At 67.4% G+C, this 14,716-nt stretch carries 16 protein-coding genes and 1 riboswitch; of the genes, 5 read left to right on the forward strand and 11 right to left on the reverse strand.

Annotated elements, in window-relative coordinates; translation table 11 throughout:
* Positions 1-82: 82 nt before the first annotated feature.
* From sucD to HNO88_RS14935, 5 genes are all read right to left on the reverse strand, one after another.
* Positions 83-973, reverse strand: coding sequence for a succinate--CoA ligase subunit alpha (gene sucD, locus HNO88_RS14915; protein ID WP_184247110.1), 891 nt, complete (start codon positions 971-973; stop codon positions 83-85).
* A 21-nt stretch (positions 974-994) separates the two neighbouring features.
* Positions 995-1,615, reverse strand: a complete 621-nt coding sequence (locus tag HNO88_RS14920; RefSeq protein ID WP_184247114.1) for a hypothetical protein — start codon at positions 1,613-1,615, stop codon at positions 995-997.
* 9 nt (positions 1,616-1,624) lie between these two features.
* Positions 1,625-2,587: a malate dehydrogenase gene (gene mdh / locus HNO88_RS14925; RefSeq protein ID WP_184247116.1), complete on the reverse strand. Its 963-nt coding sequence runs from the start codon at positions 2,585-2,587 to the stop codon at positions 1,625-1,627.
* Between the two features lie 197 nt (positions 2,588-2,784).
* A complete protein-coding gene (locus HNO88_RS14930; protein WP_184247119.1) occupies positions 2,785-3,099 on the reverse strand; it encodes a hypothetical protein in 315 nt (104 codons plus the stop codon).
* A gap of 115 nt (positions 3,100-3,214) precedes the next feature.
* On the reverse strand, positions 3,215-4,369 hold the full coding sequence (locus HNO88_RS14935) for a cell wall hydrolase (protein ID WP_184247122.1): 1,155 nt from the start codon (positions 4,367-4,369) through the stop codon (positions 3,215-3,217).
* 175 nt (positions 4,370-4,544) lie between these two features.
* Positions 4,545-4,729, forward strand: a riboswitch (cobalamin riboswitch).
* A 104-nt stretch (positions 4,730-4,833) separates the two neighbouring features.
* Here HNO88_RS14935 and HNO88_RS14940 point away from each other — a divergent pair.
* The 5 genes from HNO88_RS14940 to HNO88_RS14960 all read left to right on the forward strand — a co-directional run bounded on the left by HNO88_RS14940 (position 4,834) and on the right by HNO88_RS14960 (position 10,545).
* Complete coding sequence (locus HNO88_RS14940; protein ID WP_184247126.1) at positions 4,834-6,735, forward strand: TonB-dependent receptor plug domain-containing protein; 1,902 nt, start codon at positions 4,834-4,836, stop codon at positions 6,733-6,735.
* Between the two features lie 68 nt (positions 6,736-6,803).
* Complete coding sequence (locus HNO88_RS14945) at positions 6,804-7,706, forward strand: ABC transporter substrate-binding protein (protein ID WP_184247129.1); 903 nt, start codon at positions 6,804-6,806, stop codon at positions 7,704-7,706.
* Entirely contained in the window at positions 7,703-8,668 is a 966-nt protein-coding gene (locus HNO88_RS14950; RefSeq protein WP_184247132.1) for a FecCD family ABC transporter permease, read from the forward strand. Before HNO88_RS14945 ends, HNO88_RS14950 begins: the two co-directional genes overlap by 4 nt.
* On the forward strand, positions 8,665-9,411 hold the full coding sequence (locus HNO88_RS14955; RefSeq protein WP_184247136.1) for an ABC transporter ATP-binding protein: 747 nt from the start codon (positions 8,665-8,667) through the stop codon (positions 9,409-9,411). The genes HNO88_RS14950 and HNO88_RS14955 overlap by 4 nt, the downstream gene beginning before the upstream one ends.
* A gap of 99 nt (positions 9,412-9,510) precedes the next feature.
* A complete protein-coding gene (locus tag HNO88_RS14960) occupies positions 9,511-10,545 on the forward strand; it encodes an N-acetylmuramidase domain-containing protein (RefSeq protein WP_184247139.1) in 1,035 nt (344 codons plus the stop codon).
* Positions 10,546-10,564: 19 nt separating this feature from the next.
* Here HNO88_RS14960 and HNO88_RS14965 read toward each other — a convergent pair whose 3' ends face one another.
* From HNO88_RS14965 to HNO88_RS14990, 6 genes are all read right to left on the reverse strand, one after another.
* A complete protein-coding gene (locus HNO88_RS14965; RefSeq protein WP_184247144.1) occupies positions 10,565-10,774 on the reverse strand; it encodes a hypothetical protein in 210 nt (69 codons plus the stop codon).
* A 61-nt stretch (positions 10,775-10,835) separates the two neighbouring features.
* Positions 10,836-11,537 (reverse strand): septal ring lytic transglycosylase RlpA family protein, encoded by a 702-nt coding sequence (locus tag HNO88_RS14970; protein ID WP_312857085.1) that lies wholly within the window; start codon positions 11,535-11,537, stop codon positions 10,836-10,838.
* A complete protein-coding gene (locus HNO88_RS14975; protein WP_184247147.1) occupies positions 11,534-13,189 on the reverse strand; it encodes a M28 family metallopeptidase in 1,656 nt (551 codons plus the stop codon). Before HNO88_RS14975 ends, HNO88_RS14970 begins: the two co-directional genes overlap by 4 nt.
* Positions 13,190-13,284: 95 nt before the next feature.
* Positions 13,285-13,548 (reverse strand): hypothetical protein, encoded by a 264-nt coding sequence (locus tag HNO88_RS14980; protein WP_221420037.1) that lies wholly within the window; start codon positions 13,546-13,548, stop codon positions 13,285-13,287.
* Positions 13,549-13,662: 114 nt separating this feature from the next.
* Positions 13,663-13,950 carry a hypothetical protein gene (locus HNO88_RS14985; protein ID WP_184247153.1) on the reverse strand — a complete coding sequence of 96 codons (288 nt, stop codon included), beginning with the start codon at positions 13,948-13,950 and terminating at the stop codon, positions 13,663-13,665.
* Positions 13,951-14,194: 244 nt separating this feature from the next.
* Positions 14,195-14,575 (reverse strand): hypothetical protein, encoded by a 381-nt coding sequence (locus HNO88_RS14990; protein ID WP_246381828.1) that lies wholly within the window; start codon positions 14,573-14,575, stop codon positions 14,195-14,197.
* Positions 14,576-14,716 lie beyond the last annotated feature (141 nt).

Raw genomic sequence — 14,716 nt, forward strand, 5'->3', positions numbered from 1 at the left:
GCCCATGCACGTTCCCGGGGAGGGTCGCTCGTGCGTCGGCTCTAATGGTCCCCCGCCCGGTCCCTCGGGCGAGGCAAACCGGTCAGGCGAGTTCCTTCAGCACGGCCTGGAGAGTCGTGCCCAGTTCGGACGGCGAAGGCGAGACGCGGATGCCGGCCTCTTCCATCGCCGCGATCTTGTCCTCGGCGCCGCCCTGGCCGCCCGACACGATCGCGCCGGCGTGGCCCATGCGACGGCCCGGAGGGGCGGTGCGGCCCGCGATGAAGCCGGCCATCGGCTTCTTGCGACCGCGCTTGGCCTCGTCCTTGAGGAACTGCGCTGCCTCTTCCTCGGCCGAGCCGCCGATCTCGCCGATCATGATGATCGACTTCGTTTCGTCGTCGGCCAGAAACAGTTCGAGCACGTCGATGAAGTTCGTGCCGTTGACCGGATCACCGCCGATGCCGACCGCCGTCGTCTGGCCGAGGCCCGCATTGGTCGTCTGGAACACCGCTTCATAGGTAAGCGTGCCTGAACGCGATACAACGCCCACCGAACCCTTCGAGAAGATGTTGCCCGGCATGATGCCGATCTTGCACTCGTTGGGCGTCAGCACGCCGGGGCAGTTGGGACCGATCAGGCGCGACTTGGAACCGGTCAGCGCACGCTTGACGGGGATCATGTCGAGCACCGGGATACCCTCGGTGATGCAGATGATCAGTTCCATCTGCGCATCGATCGCTTCCAGGATCGCATCGGCAGCGCCGGCCGGCGGCACGTAGACGCACGAGGCGGTAGCGCCGGTCGCGGCCTTGGCCTCGTGGACCGAGTTGAACTGCGGCAAGCCCAGGTGCTCGGTGCCGCCACGGCCGGGCGTCACGCCGCCGACCATCTTGGTGCCATAGGCGAGCGCGGTTTCGGTGTGGAAGCTGCCGGTCTTGCCGGTCATGCCCTGGGTGATGACCTTGGTGTTCTTGTCGACGAGAATGGACATGATGTCTCCGTTTCGTGAACGTCAGCGGGGGAGGACGCTGACCTGATCGGCTTTGATGGCAATGCCGGGAAATTTGACCATGGCAATCAGAGGACTGCCGGCGGGAACGTAGAACACTTCGAAGCTGTCCTGGCCAGGCTGCAGGCCCGGCTCCCAGGTGTACTTGACCAACTCGGCCTGGTCGACGCTCTGGTCGGGCTCGCGGCCTGCCCAGGCGGATGCGGCGTCCTTGCCGATGCGGCGGGTCTCGCCGACATCGTAGGTGCGACAGCCCATGACGGATACGCCATCCATCACGACCGACGAGAGCACCAGGTTCAGGCTTTCGCCGGCGACCTGGCGCGAGAAGACCAGCGGTCCGGAGTCCACCGTTCCGCTACCGTTCTCGAGCATCTTGCGCCCGGCTTCGTAGCCGAAGCGCACGAGCTCGCCGACGGGCGTGGCATAAGGATCGGCCGCCTTGGACCAGCCGCTTGCCGCGATCCTGGCGGCGGCGGCCTCCCGGCTCGACAAATCCGAACAGGCGTCTCGCGCCGCGCCGAGCACTTGTGCCGTGGGATAAGGCGCGGCCTGCTCCGCCGCTGCCACCGGCGCACCGGTACAGGCGAGCCCTGCAAGGCAGAAGGGAAGCAGGCGGTGCATGCGCCCGACTTAGGCCAGGCTCTCGTCGATGCCCTTGCAGGCGACCAGCAGTTCCTTGACCGCGTCGATCGAAACCTGGAGGCCGGCCTTCGCCGTCTCGTTCAGCTCGATCTCGATTACTTCCTCGACGCCGCCGGCACCGATCTTCACCGGCACGCCCACGTAGAGGCCGTCGACGCCGTACTGGCCATCGAGGTAGGCCGCGCAAGGCAGGACGCGCTTCTGGTCCTTGAGGTAGGCTTCGGCCATGGCGATGCCAGAGGCGGCGGGCGCATAGAACGCCGAGCCGGTCTTCAGCAGCGCGACCACTTCGCCACCGCCGTTGGCCGTGCGCTTGACGATCTCGTCGATACGCTCCTGCGTCGACTTGCCCATCTTGATGAGGTCGGGAACGGGGATACCCTTGACGGTCGAGTACTCGACCACCGGCACCATGGTGTCGCCGTGGCCGCCCAGCACGAAGCTGGTGACGTCACGCACCGACACGCCGAACTCCCAGGCGAGGAAGGTGCTGAAGCGCGCCGAGTCCAGCACGCCGGCCATGCCGACCACCTTGTTGTGCGGCAGGCCCGAGAACTCGCGCAGCGCCCAGACCATCGCGTCGAGCGGGTTGGTGATGCAGATGACGAACGCGTCGGGGGCGTTGGCCTTGATGCCTTCGCCCACGGCCTTCATGACCTTGAGGTTGATGCCGAGCAAGTCGTCGCGGCTCATGCCGGGCTTGCGGGGCACGCCGGCGGTGACGATCACCACGTCGGCGCCCGCGATCGCGGCATAGTCGCTCGAACCGGTGATTTGCGCGTCGAAACCTTCGACCGGACCGCACTGCGAGAGATCGAGCGCCTTGCCCTGGGGAACGCCGTCCGCGATGTCGAACAGGACGATGTCGCCCAGTTCCTTTTGCGCGGCGAGGTGAGCCAGGGTGCCGCCGATGTTGCCGGCGCCGATAAGGGCGATCTTCTTGCGAGCCATAGAGCCTGTCAGTCCTCTTCACACGAGCGGGGCAGCGGACGATAAGGCGGCCTGCTATGCCCCGTCAGACGGCAGGCTCCGATAAGTTCCGCGCGTGCCTAGGCCTGTGAGGGGTCGATTGCAACCGCCAAAAGGCGAAAAGAACATCCAAACAAGACGCTTAGATGATAACGGTTCTCAGTATCAAGAACGCGTCATCAGCGATCTCCGGCGTGGCGCAGCCGGGCGGCCAGCCGGTCCGCAAGCTTGCGGTCGAACTGTCTGCACACCGAGAGCCAGTGCTGTGACGCTGCCGGGTCGCCATGCGTGCGCGCAGCGGCCGCATAGGTTCCGGCTTGTTCCGCCGCGGCGAGCCCATGCTCCGCGAAGTGCCGCAAGGCGGAGATAAGTGCCGCATTGTCGGTGAAGGTGCGCGTGTTGTCGTTCGCGGCGCACAGCGGCGCGGAACGGCAACGCCATGCGTGGCTCGGGCAGTTGCCACGGGAACGGGCACCGGCGAAGCGGATGGTCATGGCAGAAGCGGCCCTGTGTTGTTATCGCGTGATGCCACGATAAGGCCATGCTCGTAAGGCTTTGATGATAGGCTATGGTTTCAGTGGCGTTGAGGATTGCCGCTCGTCGCTGCCCTCAACCGGTCGGGCTCTGAATCCACTGACCGGAGTTACGGTACTCTTCCCGAATTCCATTGCCTTCGGGCAGGTTGCTGCCCTGGTACAGGCCGTCCCCGCCACGCTCCTTGAGCTCGCTGGTGTAGACAGGCGCGGGAGCAGCGACGCCGGTGGCTGTAAGCCCGCCCGGGTGCGCCACCAGTCCCGCCGCGCGCGCGCGCTGCAGGCCTTCGTCGTAGGCCTTCTGGATCGCGAGCGGATCGAGCGCGGCGCTCGCCGCTGCCGCAACAGAGGAATCGTCGCGGCGATGCGGCGCCGGCAGCGGCTCGCCGCCAAGATAGGCATAGCGGAACGTTCGGGGCTGGCCGGCCTGCCCGTTGAAGCTGTAGAAGCGATGCGCGCCGATGGTCAGCAAATAATGCAGGCTCGGCGCCCAGTACGGATGCACGGCGACGGTGTGGTAGTGCGTCGCCAAGCCTACCGGCGCGTAGACGTAGCCCGCCAGGGCCGTCCGCGCCACCGAGGCCGCCCGTTCCCAGAACAAGCGGTTAGGACGACGCGCAAGCGACCCGTCGCAAGTGAACGAAAACTGGCACCCGCTCGACCGCTCGGAACCCTGGTAGACCACGCCGCAGACCGTTTTCGGATACGCAGGATGCGCCACGCGGTTGAGCACCACTTGCGCCACGGCTTGCTGGCCGGAATCCGGCTCGCTGGCGGCTTCATAGTATATGGCGGCCGTCAGGCACTGCTCGGCGCGGGTGCGATCGACGCCGCTGTTGTCGATCCTGAGCGAGCGCGCGATCGGCGGCGGGACGATGCTCGATCCGGCGGTACCTTCCGCGTCCGAGTGGATCCCCTCGCCAAGGCCCGGCTCGCGGCGTTCGAGATCGAGGTAGTAGAACGCCGAGCCCGGAAAGCTGTCGCCCGCGCGTTCGAAAGGGAGCGGGTCGACCGCGACGGCAGGTGCGCCCGCATCGCCTATCGTTAACTCATCCCAGCTTCCCGGTGCCGCGAAGGCGGGAAGCGCGATGGCGCCCGCTATCGCGAAGGCCAGCCGTGCACGATGGGTCCCGCGCGCCCGCCGCAGCCGCATGCCGCCATGCCCCACCTTCGCGACGAAATCGCGCGAGCGCTGCTCGTCAAGGCAGATCAAGGCGAGCCGAGCGCTCATGCAGTCGTGATAGGAGCCATGTCGAGCCTGCACTTACGCGCAGGGATGCGGCTTGGCAGCAGGTGAATGGCGTGCGTCCCGATGCGGTACATCGGTGCCGAGTAGCCTTAATCGGTTAAGGACTTCTGTTGGCGAGGCCACGGCGCTTGCCAGCGTGCGCCGCTGCGACTAGGGGCGCGCTCACGTCACGGGTTGACCGGGAAACCGGACCCAAGAGGGAATTCGGTGCGAAACCGAAGCTGCGCCCGCAACTGTGACCGGGGAGCCCTTCCTCAACAAGCCACTGGCGCGCTGCGCTGGGAAGGCGGGGGAGGGCAACGATCCGGGAGCCAGGAGACCTGCCCGATCTGACGGTCGTTCCGTGCCGGGCGGGTGTACCGGTGCAGCGTGGCTCGCGCTTCCATGAGGGGGAGCGCGAACCTCTCGCCATGAACGGCGCTTCGTTCAAGGTTGGAGGTTTTTACGTGAAGTACCTGTTTTTGCTGACTTCGGCCCTTGCGGTCGCCAATCCCGCACAGGCGCAGGATGACGAGGTCATCTTTGCCGACCGGGTTATCGACACGACTGCAATCACCGTCCTCGCCACCGGCAGCCGCCTGAACATCGACAAGGCCGGTCAGCCAATCAGCGTCATCGGCTCCGAAGAGATCGCATCGGTTCAAGGTCCCGACATCACCCGCGTTCTGGAGCGTCTGCCCGGCGTGACCTTCGCCCGCAACGGTGGCCTGGGATCGACCACCAGCCTGTTCGTGCGCGGCGCCAACTCGCAGCAGCTCCTCGTGCTCGTCGACGGATTGCGCGTCGCCGACGTGGCGGCTCCGGGCGGCGGCTACGACTTCGGCAACCTGACCACCGGCGGCCTCGGCCGCGTCGAGCTGCTGCGCGGCTCCAACTCCGTGATCTGGGGATCCGAAGCGATCGGCGGCGTCCTGGCGCTCACCTCGCGGGACCTTAACGGCCTCGAAGCCTCTGCAGAGTACGGCGCGCGCGATACCTTCGACGGCCAGGTCACCGGCGGCGTCTCGGGTGAGGGCTACGGCGTGACGCTGAATGGCGGCTACGTCACCACCGATGGCCTCAGCCAGGCAGCATCCGGTACTGAGCGTGACGGCTTCCACCAGTATCGGGCGAGCGGCCGAGCACACCTGAACCTGACCCCCGATCTCACCGCGAGCCTCGTCGGCCGCTACACGCGCGGCAAGCTCGATATCGACGGCTACCCCGCGCCCCTGTTCGAGTTCGCGGATACGCCCGAGTACCAGAAGACCCGTGAGATCGGCGGCCGCGCCGGCCTTGCCTGGACGTCCGACGCGCTCGACCTCAATGCCGGTTACCAGGTGTCCGACGCCCGCCGCCGGTACTACGACCCGACCTTTGGCGACGCGCCGTATTCCGAGACACAGGGTCAGAGCCGCCGTGCCGAACTGGCCGGCGTCTGGCGTGCTGCAGAGGCAGTACGGGTGGACTTCGGCGCCGATCACGAGTGGTCGCAGATCGATGTCGACGCAAACGATCGCGAGAAGGCCAACCTGTCGAGCGGCCATGCCTCGGTGGGTTGGTACGGCGATCGCTTCACCCTGGCAGGCGGCGTGCGCTACGACGATCACTCCCGCTTCGGCGATCGCTGGACGTTCGGCGCCAACGGCAGCTTTGTCGTTGTGGATCAATGGCGTGTGCGCGCCTCCTATGGCGAAGGCTTCAAGGTTCCGACGCTGTACCAACTCTTCTCCGAGTACAGCAACCCGACCGCGACGCTCGCTCCCGAGAAGAGCCGCAGCTACGACGCGGGGCTCGAGTACGGTGATCGCAACGGCGATCTTCACCTGGCGCTCACCGGCTTCCGCCGCGACAGCCGCGACCTGATCGGATTCACGTCCTGCTCCGGCGCGATCTGCGCCACGCGGCCGTTCGGCTACTACGTCAATATCGGCAAGGCGCGCGCGACAGGCTTCGAGCTGGAACTGGGTGCTCGCGTCAGCGAGACGCTGCGGGCGCAGGCTGCCTATACATACGTGAAGTCGACCGACCGCACGCCCGGCAGCTTCGACGAGGGCACCGACCTTGCCCGTCGCCCCCGGCACGCGCTGACCGTCTCGGCGGACTGGACTCCGGTCAAGTCCGGCCCGCTGACCGGCTTCGCGCTCGGTGGCGACATCCGTCTGGTCAGCGACAGCTATGACTTCGCCGGCGAGTTCGGCCGCATCGAGGGCTATGTGCTGGGCACCGTTCGCGCGAGCGTTCCGGTGGGCGAAAATCTGGAGGTGTTCGGGCGCGTGGAGAACGTGACCGACGAGGAGTACCAGACGGCGGGCGGCTACGGCACGGCCGGACGGTCCGGCTTCATCGGCATTCGGGCCAGGATGTGAGGCTTTCGGCGTTCCTGCCCCGGCGCCGCCGGGGAGGAACACCGCTCGCGCGCACGCGGGCGAGCGGAATGGCCGGCGTCGTGCTGGCGCTGGTCGGCTGCGGTCAGCCGCCGGCACCCGCCGTCCGGCTCGCCGGGCGACCGAGCGTCGTGTCGCTCAATCCGTGCAGCGACGCGATCATGGCCGAGGTAGCGGCACCCGGCCAATTGCGGGCAGTTTCGCACTACAGCCATGACCCGGCCTCCAGTTCGATGGGAGTGGCCGAGGCGCGGCGCTATCCGGCGGTGTCCGGCTCGGTCGAGGAGATCGCCAAGCTGGCGCCCGACATCGTGATTGCCGACGTGTTCCTGCCCGCGCCGACCGTGCAGGCACTGCGCGACCTCGGCATCGAGGTGGTCATGATCGGCAGCGTCAACAGCGTTGCGTCGAGCGAGGCGCAAGTGCGCGAGCTTGCAGGTGCGACCGGAAATGTGCAGGCTGGCGAAGCACTTGTCCAGAAGATCGAACAGGCCTTGCGAAGAGCCGCGCCGCCGGCTCGGACCTTTCCGGCATCGGCCCTGGTCTGGGAGAGCGGCGGCATCGTCGCTGGTGATACGACGCTGATCGCCGACCTGCTGCGCCGGACCGGCTTCGTCAACGCCGCTGCGGCCCGGGGCATGCGCCAGGCCGATTACCTGCCGCTCGAAGCGATGCTGGCCGATCCACCACAGGTGATCCTGACGACCGGCAGCGAACAGGCGCAAGAGGACCGGCTGCTGTCTCATCCGGCGTTGACCGCGCTCAAGGACACGCGCCGCGAGAAGTTCGACAGCGCTCTGCTGTGGTGCGGTGGCCCGACGATCGTGCGCGCGGCAGAAGAGCTGGCGCGATTGCGCCGCACGATCGGCGGGACCGCGCCGCAGGCGACGCGCGAAGCTCGCGGCAGGCTCGGGCTGGCGAAGCGCCCCCGCGCACCGAGCGACCCGGTATGACCCGCAAGCCCACCCTTCTTCTGGTCTGTGCATTGGCGCTGGCGGTCCCGCTCTCGCTGCTGGCCGGACGGGTGTGGATCGACCCTTTCGATCCGCAGACCCGCAATGCCGCCGTGATCCTGCTCCAGCTGCGGCTGCCTCGTGCGGTGCTGGCGCTGATCGTAGGCGGCGGGCTCGGCACCGCGGGCGCGGCGATGCAGGGGTATCTGCGCAATCCGCTGGCCGATCCGGGCCTGTTCGGCGTCTCCTCCGGAGCGGCGCTCGGCGCGGTGCTGAGCTTCTGGACCGGGTACGCCGCGTCGGTCTACCTGCTCCCGGTGTTCGCCCTGATCGGTGCCGGCGGGGCAATGGCGCTGCTGGCGCTGATTGCGGGGCGCGACGGCGGGGTGGCGCTGTTCACCCTGGCCGGACTGATGATCGCCAGCCTCGCCGGCGCGCTGATGAGCCTCGCTATCAGCCTCTCGCCCACCCCCTTCGCGATGAGCGAGATCGTGACCTGGCTGATGGGGGCGCTGGCCGATCGCTCCTGGCGTGAAGTGTGGATCGCCGCGCCGCTCACGCTCGCCGGGGTCGCGGTGCTGGCGCTCGTCGCGCGCAGCCTCGACGCCTTGACCTTGGGCGAGGCGGCCGCGCGTTCGCTGGGCGTCGAGCCCCGGCGCCTCCAGGCGCTGATGATCGTCGGCGTCGGGCTGACCGTGGGTGCGAGCGTGGCCGTGGCCGGCATCATCGGCTTCGTCGGCTTGATCGTGCCGCACCTGATGCGCCCGCTGACCGACCGGCGGCCCTCGTCGCTGCTGCTGCCGAGCGCGCTCGCGGGCGCGCTGCTGCTGCTGCTCGCCGACGTGCTGTGCCGCATCCTGCCGCTCGCGGGTGGCGAGCTGCGCCTCGGCATCGCGCTCAGCCTGATCGGCGCGCCGTTCTTCCTCCACCTCCTGCTCAAGATGCGGCGAGGTTCGGTATGAGTAGCAGCCTCGCGCTCGATCAGGTCACGGTCACGGGCCGCCTGGAAGCAGTGACCGCCAAGCTCAACCGCGGCGGGATCAAGGCGATCTGCGGCCCGAATGGCGCGGGCAAGTCGACGCTGCTGTCGGTGCTTGCCGGATTGCTGGCGCCCGATGCCGGCTGCGTGCGCCTGGGTGCGGCGCAGGTCGACCGTCTGCCCGCCGCCGAGCGTGCGCGGCAACTCGGCTACTTGCCGCAAGCCCCCGAGATCGCCTGGGACGTGTCGGTCGAGACGCTGGTTTCACTCGGACGCCTGCCCTGGCGCGGCGCGCCGGCGAGCGAGGCGCAAGGTGCGATCGACGCCGCGATTGCCGCCATGGATCTGGAACGCTTCCGCCATCGGCCCGTCACGCGCCTCTCCGGTGGCGAGCGGGCGCGGGCGTTGATGGCGCGCGTCCTGGCGACGCGGCCCGACTGGCTGCTGGCGGACGAACCGCTCGCCAACCTCGACCTGGCGCACGCCGCCACGCTGATGCGCCGGTTTCGCGAGCAGGCGCAGGAGGGCAGGGGCGTGGTGCTGGTGCTGCACGACCTTGCGACCGCGATGAACCATGCCGACCGCGTGCTGGTACTCCATCACGGTCGGCTCGTCGCCGATGGACCGCCCGGCCATGCTCTGTCCGAGAGCGTGATCCGCGAGGTCTGGGGGGTGGAGGCACGCTGGCTGGGCGAGCCGGGAGCGCGCGCGCTCGCGATCGGCTGAGCACCCGTCGCTCCGGGGGAGCCTTGCGTAGAAGAGACTTTCCTACACCGCCGGTATCGCGATACCCTCCAGCTTTCCTGAGGGGGAAGGGCGAGACGCATGCCAGACGAATTCATCGGCGATCCCACGCCGCTGCGCGATGCCGACTTCGAGAAGGCGGCGCGTGACTTGCGCTGTACTGTCGCGGCGGTGCGCGCCGTCGCGCAAGTCGAAAGCGCGGGCGGTGGTTTCCTGGCCGATGGCCGTCCCAAGATCCTGTTCGAGCGGCATATCTTCCACAAGCGCACGGCGGGCAAGCACAGCGCCGCGCACTCCGATATCTCATGGCCCACGCGCGGCGGGTACCTGGGCGGTGCGCGCGAGTACGAGCGGCTGAAGGCGGCGCTGAAGCTGAACCGCAAGGCCGCGCTCGAATCGGCCAGCTGGGGCAAGTTCCAGGTCATGGGCTTCAATCACGCCAGCTGCGGCCATCCCAAGGTGGAAGGCTTCGTCAGGGCCATGGTCTCGGGCGAACCGGCACAGCTCGCCGCGTTCGTGGCCTTCATCAAGACCTGCAAGCTCGATGACGAATTGATCCGCCGCGACTGGGCCGGCTTCGCGCGCGGCTACAACGGCGCCTCCTATGCCGAGAACGCCTACGACCGGAAGATGGCGGACGCCTATGCGCTGTTCGCCAGCGGGGGAGCGCGGACCGACAACCCGCTGCCCTTGCTCAAGATCGGCGACACCGGGCAGGATGTCATGCACTTGCAGGAACTGCTGGGGCAAGCGGCGGATGGAGACTTCGGGCCGGGCACCAAGGCCAAGGTCATGGCGGCCCAGAAGAAGGCAGGCATGTACGCCGACGGGATCGTGGGCAGGCAGACCTGGGAGCTGCTGCTGTCGGCCCCGGCGACCAAGCCGACCAGGCCCTCCGCGAAACCTGCGCCAACGCCTCCCGAACGCAGCCGCCCTCCCTTGCGTCAGGGCGACAGGGGTGAAGACGTCAAGCTGCTACAGGCCTTGCTGAAGCTGGAGCCCGATGGCGAGTTCGGGCCAGGCACCAAGGCCGCGGTCACGGCATTCCAGAAGGCGCACAAGTTGACGCCCGATGGCGTGGTGGGCGCCGGAACCTGGAGGGCGCTGCTGGCCTGAGGTTCGACGCCTGGGGCGATCAGGTCACCTGGCCGCGCCTGAGCGGGTTGTCGTCCTTGGGCATGTCGTCGGTCGGCGCCTGCTCGGGCACGCTGGTCGTCACCTCGTCCAGATGGCGATCGAACACCAGCGATCCCGTCTTCTTGTCGATCCGATCGCGGCGATAGGGGATCTCGGCGCCGATCGAGGGCCCCGTCTGGTTGATCTGCGTGTGTTCGGTGTCACTCATGGCTCTCTCCTCGTGCTTGCCGATTCAACACGCGAGCGCGAGCCTGGGTTCCGCCCAAGCGTCAGAGTGCGCCGACACCCCGGACGAACCGTTCGCGCAGCGCTTCGAGGACCCGGGGTGGCACCGGATCGAGTACGCTCGCCGGTTTGCCCTTGCGCAAGGCGGCACGGTCTCGTTCCGATGGATCGGCGACGCGTACCCGCACCGCCGCCTGGCCCTTCGCGCGCATGCCCAGCAGTTCCGCCGCCCCGCGCGAGAGGTCGAGGATTCGTCCCCGCGCCACGAACGGTCCGCGATCGTTGACCCGCACCAGGATGCGCCGTCCGGTGTCGAGCGAGGTCACCTCGACATAGCTGGGCAAGGGCAGGGTGGTGTGGGCGCCGGTGATCCAGCCGGGCCGGAACTTCTCGCCATTGGCAACCCGGTTGCCGCTCTCGCTTCCATACCATGAGGCATAGCCGAGCATGTCGTAGCTGGGCTGCGCGGCTGGGGTGTAGGTCACGCCGCGCACTTTGTAGGGTGGGCCGATCCGCACCGGCACGTCGCTGACCGGGCGGTAGTGACCGCCGCAGGCGGAGAGGGCGAGGGCGGCGAGGAGGGCGAAGCTGCGCGCTGCCCCTCCACCACCAGCCTGCGGCTGGCGGTCCCCCTCCCCGAGACAAGCTCGGGGAGGATTGAAGGAAAATCTCTCCGGTTCCTCCGCAAGCTTGCTCGGGGAGGGAGACCGCTCGCGCAGCGAGTGGTGGAGGGGGCGAAATCTCACCGCCGCTCGCCCGCGCTCCGATCACGCACCGCCTTGAACTCGGACCCGGCCTTCCACTCGGGCCAGCGGGTCGAGTTCGCCAGCTCCTGCGCCATGGTGCCGACCAGCTCGATGTCCTGCACCGCGCCGTCCAGATTCCAGCTGGCGTCCCACGCATCGCAGGCCTGGTGATAGCACTGGCCGGTATAGCGATCGATCCACGCCTGCCCCGCCGCGCGGCCGCCTAGCTTCAAATCGGAGGCGCCGGCGATTCCCATCTGTAGCAGCACCGGGACGCCGCGCTTGGCGAAGGAGAAGTGGTCGGCGCGGTAGAACAGCCCGCGCTCGGGCAGGCTCTCGGGCGTGACGGTGCGCCCTTGCGCCTTGGCGATGCGCGCCATGTCGTCCTCCAGCGTGTCCTGGCCCTGGCCGACCAGCACCACGTCGTTCGCCGCGCCGGCAGTCTGCAGGATGTCGAGCGTCAGGTTCGCCACCGTCTTGGCCATCGGATAGACCGGATTGGCGGCATAGAACTCGCTGCCGAGCAGCCCGCGCTCCTCCGCCGTCCAGAACGCGAAGACCACGCTGCGATCCGGCGCGGGCCCGGCCTTGAGCGCACGCGCGATCTCCAGCAAGCCGGCCACGCCAAGCGCGTCGTCGTTCGCTCCGGCGCGATAGACACGGCCCTGCGCGTCCGGCTCGCCCTTGCCGTAGGCGTCCCAGTGCGCACCGAGCGACACCACTTCGTCGGGGCGCTTGGAGCCCGGAATGCGGCCGATCACGTTATGGCTGGCGATCTCCTCATGCACGACCGGCACTTGCGCGCTGAAGGTCACGCCCTTGAGCTCGACTGGACGAAAGTCGCTTCGGCCCGCCGCCTTGCGCAGCTGTGCCAGATCGAGCCCCGCGCGTGAGAACAGCGCCTGCGCAGCCCCGCCCTCGATCCAGCCCTGCAGGCGCAGGCTGGTCAGCTCCTCGGGCTTGCGGACGATGTCGTAGTTCTCGCCGCGCGGGCTGGTCACCACGTTCCAGCCATAGCCTGCGCCGGGCGTATCATGCACGATCAGCGCACCGATCGCACCGCGGCGCGCGGCTTCCTCGAACTTGTAGGTCCAGCGGCCGTAGTAGGTCATCGTCCGCCCACCGAACTTGCCGGCCACGGCATCGCCCTTGGCGGCGGCGAAGTCGGGATCGTTGATCAGGATGACCGCGACCTTGCCTTTCAGGTCCTGGCCCTTGAAGTCGTCCCACTGCCGCTCGGGCGCGGTGACGCCGTATCCGACGAAGACCAGCGGCGCCTTGTCGATCCGCGCGACATCGTCGGGACGCAGGGTCGAGACGTAGATCTCCTTGCCGGGCGTGACCGGCGTGGCACCGAAGCTCATCGCGCCCTTGCCGAGCGTGGTGTGCAGCAGCGGGACCGTCTGCAGCCACTGACCGTCCGGTCCGCCGGGTTCAAGGCCGGTCTCCTGCATCCGCGCGATCAGGTAGCCGATCGTGCGCTCCTCGCCCTTGGTGCCGGGCGCACGGCCCTCGAAAGTGTCGGAGGCAAGCGTCCGCACGTCGCGGGTGATCCGCTCCGGATCGACGGTGACTTTGGCGCTGGCGGGGAGCGTGGCGACGGGGAGGGCGCCGGCGAGAAGGGCGGCGCTGAGCAGAAGCTTGTGGGTCATCGGCGCAGTCTTAGCCGGTGCACCGATGCTGACAACCGCTCCCGACATCGCGGGCATGCGTGTCTGCTTTGGGTGGAAAGCGGACGGTTGACGGATCATTGTTGGCGTTGAATTTCCCTCAATCGTTTGACGAGCATGAAGGGGAACAACGTCACCGCCCCTGAAAGTGCTAAGAACAACGGGGTGAACGCCAAGAATGCCCACCAAGCACCAAACTCTGAGGCAACGTCAGCAGAGTAGTTCACGGTAAACCACGATGCGAACCAAAGCGGAGTAAGCCAGAGCGCGACGATCAGGATGGTCCGCAGCTTGCCTTCTCGCAGGCAGGCTACAAGGGCAGACGCACCGATGGCTGCCAAGGCGATCATCAGTTCAGAGGACACAATAAGAAGTTATCTGAGCATCCAAATGTCGGCAAGTGGGCGTGAGCCGACAGGCTCCTTTCGGCTGAAAGGGAGTGGTAAGCCGACGTGCTACAATCGGGCAAGGAGCGTCGGCGCAACGGCAGCAGCAGAACCGTGAAGAACCGGATTGGCAAGGATGAAGATTGCCTCGGCCGCGTTAGAGTCGATTTCTATGTCGTCCCGGCATTCAAGAAGATTGGCCCATTCCTCCAAGTCGGAAGCTGTCACTTTCAAAGCGAGATACCGCCGAAGAACCGAGGACACATCATGACCTGTCAAGCGGACGATCGGAGCCGCCTGCCAATCCCAATCGAAACGGCGAAGAGCGGTCGAGACAGCAACTAGCGGCTGGTCCATTCGGACGAGAGCGTTAAGAGCCTCTTCTCGGGTCACGGTGCCATGATAGCACGATGATGAACGACTGGAAGTGGGCGTAAGCAGACAGTCTTCATGGCACCATGAAGTTATCCTCGCGACACCAACGGATGGGTTGTTGGCGAAGCAGCGTTGTCGGCAACGAAAGTGGAAGGTTACACCCGCGCTGCCGAACGCGTGATTTTACCGTGCGGTCTGCTGCGCATCTGATCCCGCCCAGCCAGGCTCAGTACCCGCAGTCGTACCCCTGCGCGCAGGCTTCGCGATCCCGTTCCCAATGCGCCATCTCGCGTTCGTAGCGCTGCCGGGCTTCGCGATAGCGTGCCAGGTCCTGCTCGTAGGCCCGGTCGCGTGTGCCGTAGGCGTCGGCTTCCTCGCGAGGTACCGCGGTCTGCGCGCCGGCGTGATGGCGCCATCCGGCGGCGTAGCCGGCATCCCGGTTGCGCACATAGTCGAGTTGATCGAGGTTCATCTTGCGGATGGTGTCGCGGTCGCGCGCGATCGCCTCGGGGGTCATGGTCGGGTCACGCGGGTTGTCCGCCAGCGCGCCTTGCGCGAGCATTGTCGTGGTCGCCACGGCCGCGACGAGCCAGATCCCGGTCCTCATGTCTTTTCCCCACGTTCCCCGTCGTTTGTGTCAGCAACATGCCTCCGATCGGTGCCGCCTGCAAAGCCATTGCGATGAGCCGATCAGACCCCATCTACCTCGGCGGACCGCTGCCGCGCTTGATCGGCGCGAACAAATCTG

The organism is Novosphingobium chloroacetimidivorans (assembly GCF_014204535.1).
Taxonomy (GTDB): domain Bacteria; phylum Pseudomonadota; class Alphaproteobacteria; order Sphingomonadales; family Sphingomonadaceae; genus Novosphingobium; species Novosphingobium chloroacetimidivorans.

Excerpts from the sequence above, each read along its gene's own strand:
- HNO88_RS14960 (WP_184247139.1), top strand. The coding sequence starts at position 9,511 with ATGCCAGACGAATTCATCGGCGATCCCACGCCGCTGCGCGATGCCGAC.
- HNO88_RS14935 (WP_184247122.1), bottom strand. The coding sequence starts at position 4,369 with ATGAGCGCTCGGCTCGCCTTGATCTGCCTTGACGAGCAGCGCTCGCGC.
- HNO88_RS14955 (WP_184247136.1), top strand. The coding sequence starts at position 8,665 with ATGAGTAGCAGCCTCGCGCTCGATCAGGTCACGGTCACGGGCCGCCTG.
- HNO88_RS14930 (WP_184247119.1), bottom strand. The coding sequence starts at position 3,099 with ATGACCATCCGCTTCGCCGGTGCCCGTTCCCGTGGCAACTGCCCGAGC.
- HNO88_RS14985 (WP_184247153.1), bottom strand. The coding sequence starts at position 13,950 with ATGGACCAGCCGCTAGTTGCTGTCTCGACCGCTCTTCGCCGTTTCGAT.
- sucD (WP_184247110.1), bottom strand. The coding sequence starts at position 973 with ATGTCCATTCTCGTCGACAAGAACACCAAGGTCATCACCCAGGGCATG.
- HNO88_RS14975 (WP_184247147.1), bottom strand. The coding sequence starts at position 13,189 with ATGACCCACAAGCTTCTGCTCAGCGCCGCCCTTCTCGCCGGCGCCCTC.
- mdh (WP_184247116.1), bottom strand. The coding sequence starts at position 2,587 with ATGGCTCGCAAGAAGATCGCCCTTATCGGCGCCGGCAACATCGGCGGC.
- HNO88_RS14945 (WP_184247129.1), top strand. The coding sequence starts at position 6,804 with ATGGCCGGCGTCGTGCTGGCGCTGGTCGGCTGCGGTCAGCCGCCGGCA.
- HNO88_RS14965 (WP_184247144.1), bottom strand. The coding sequence starts at position 10,774 with ATGAGTGACACCGAACACACGCAGATCAACCAGACGGGGCCCTCGATC.
- HNO88_RS14920 (WP_184247114.1), bottom strand. The coding sequence starts at position 1,615 with ATGCACCGCCTGCTTCCCTTCTGCCTTGCAGGGCTCGCCTGTACCGGT.
- HNO88_RS14950 (WP_184247132.1), top strand. The coding sequence starts at position 7,703 with ATGACCCGCAAGCCCACCCTTCTTCTGGTCTGTGCATTGGCGCTGGCG.
- HNO88_RS14990 (WP_246381828.1), bottom strand. The coding sequence starts at position 14,575 with ATGAGGACCGGGATCTGGCTCGTCGCGGCCGTGGCGACCACGACAATG.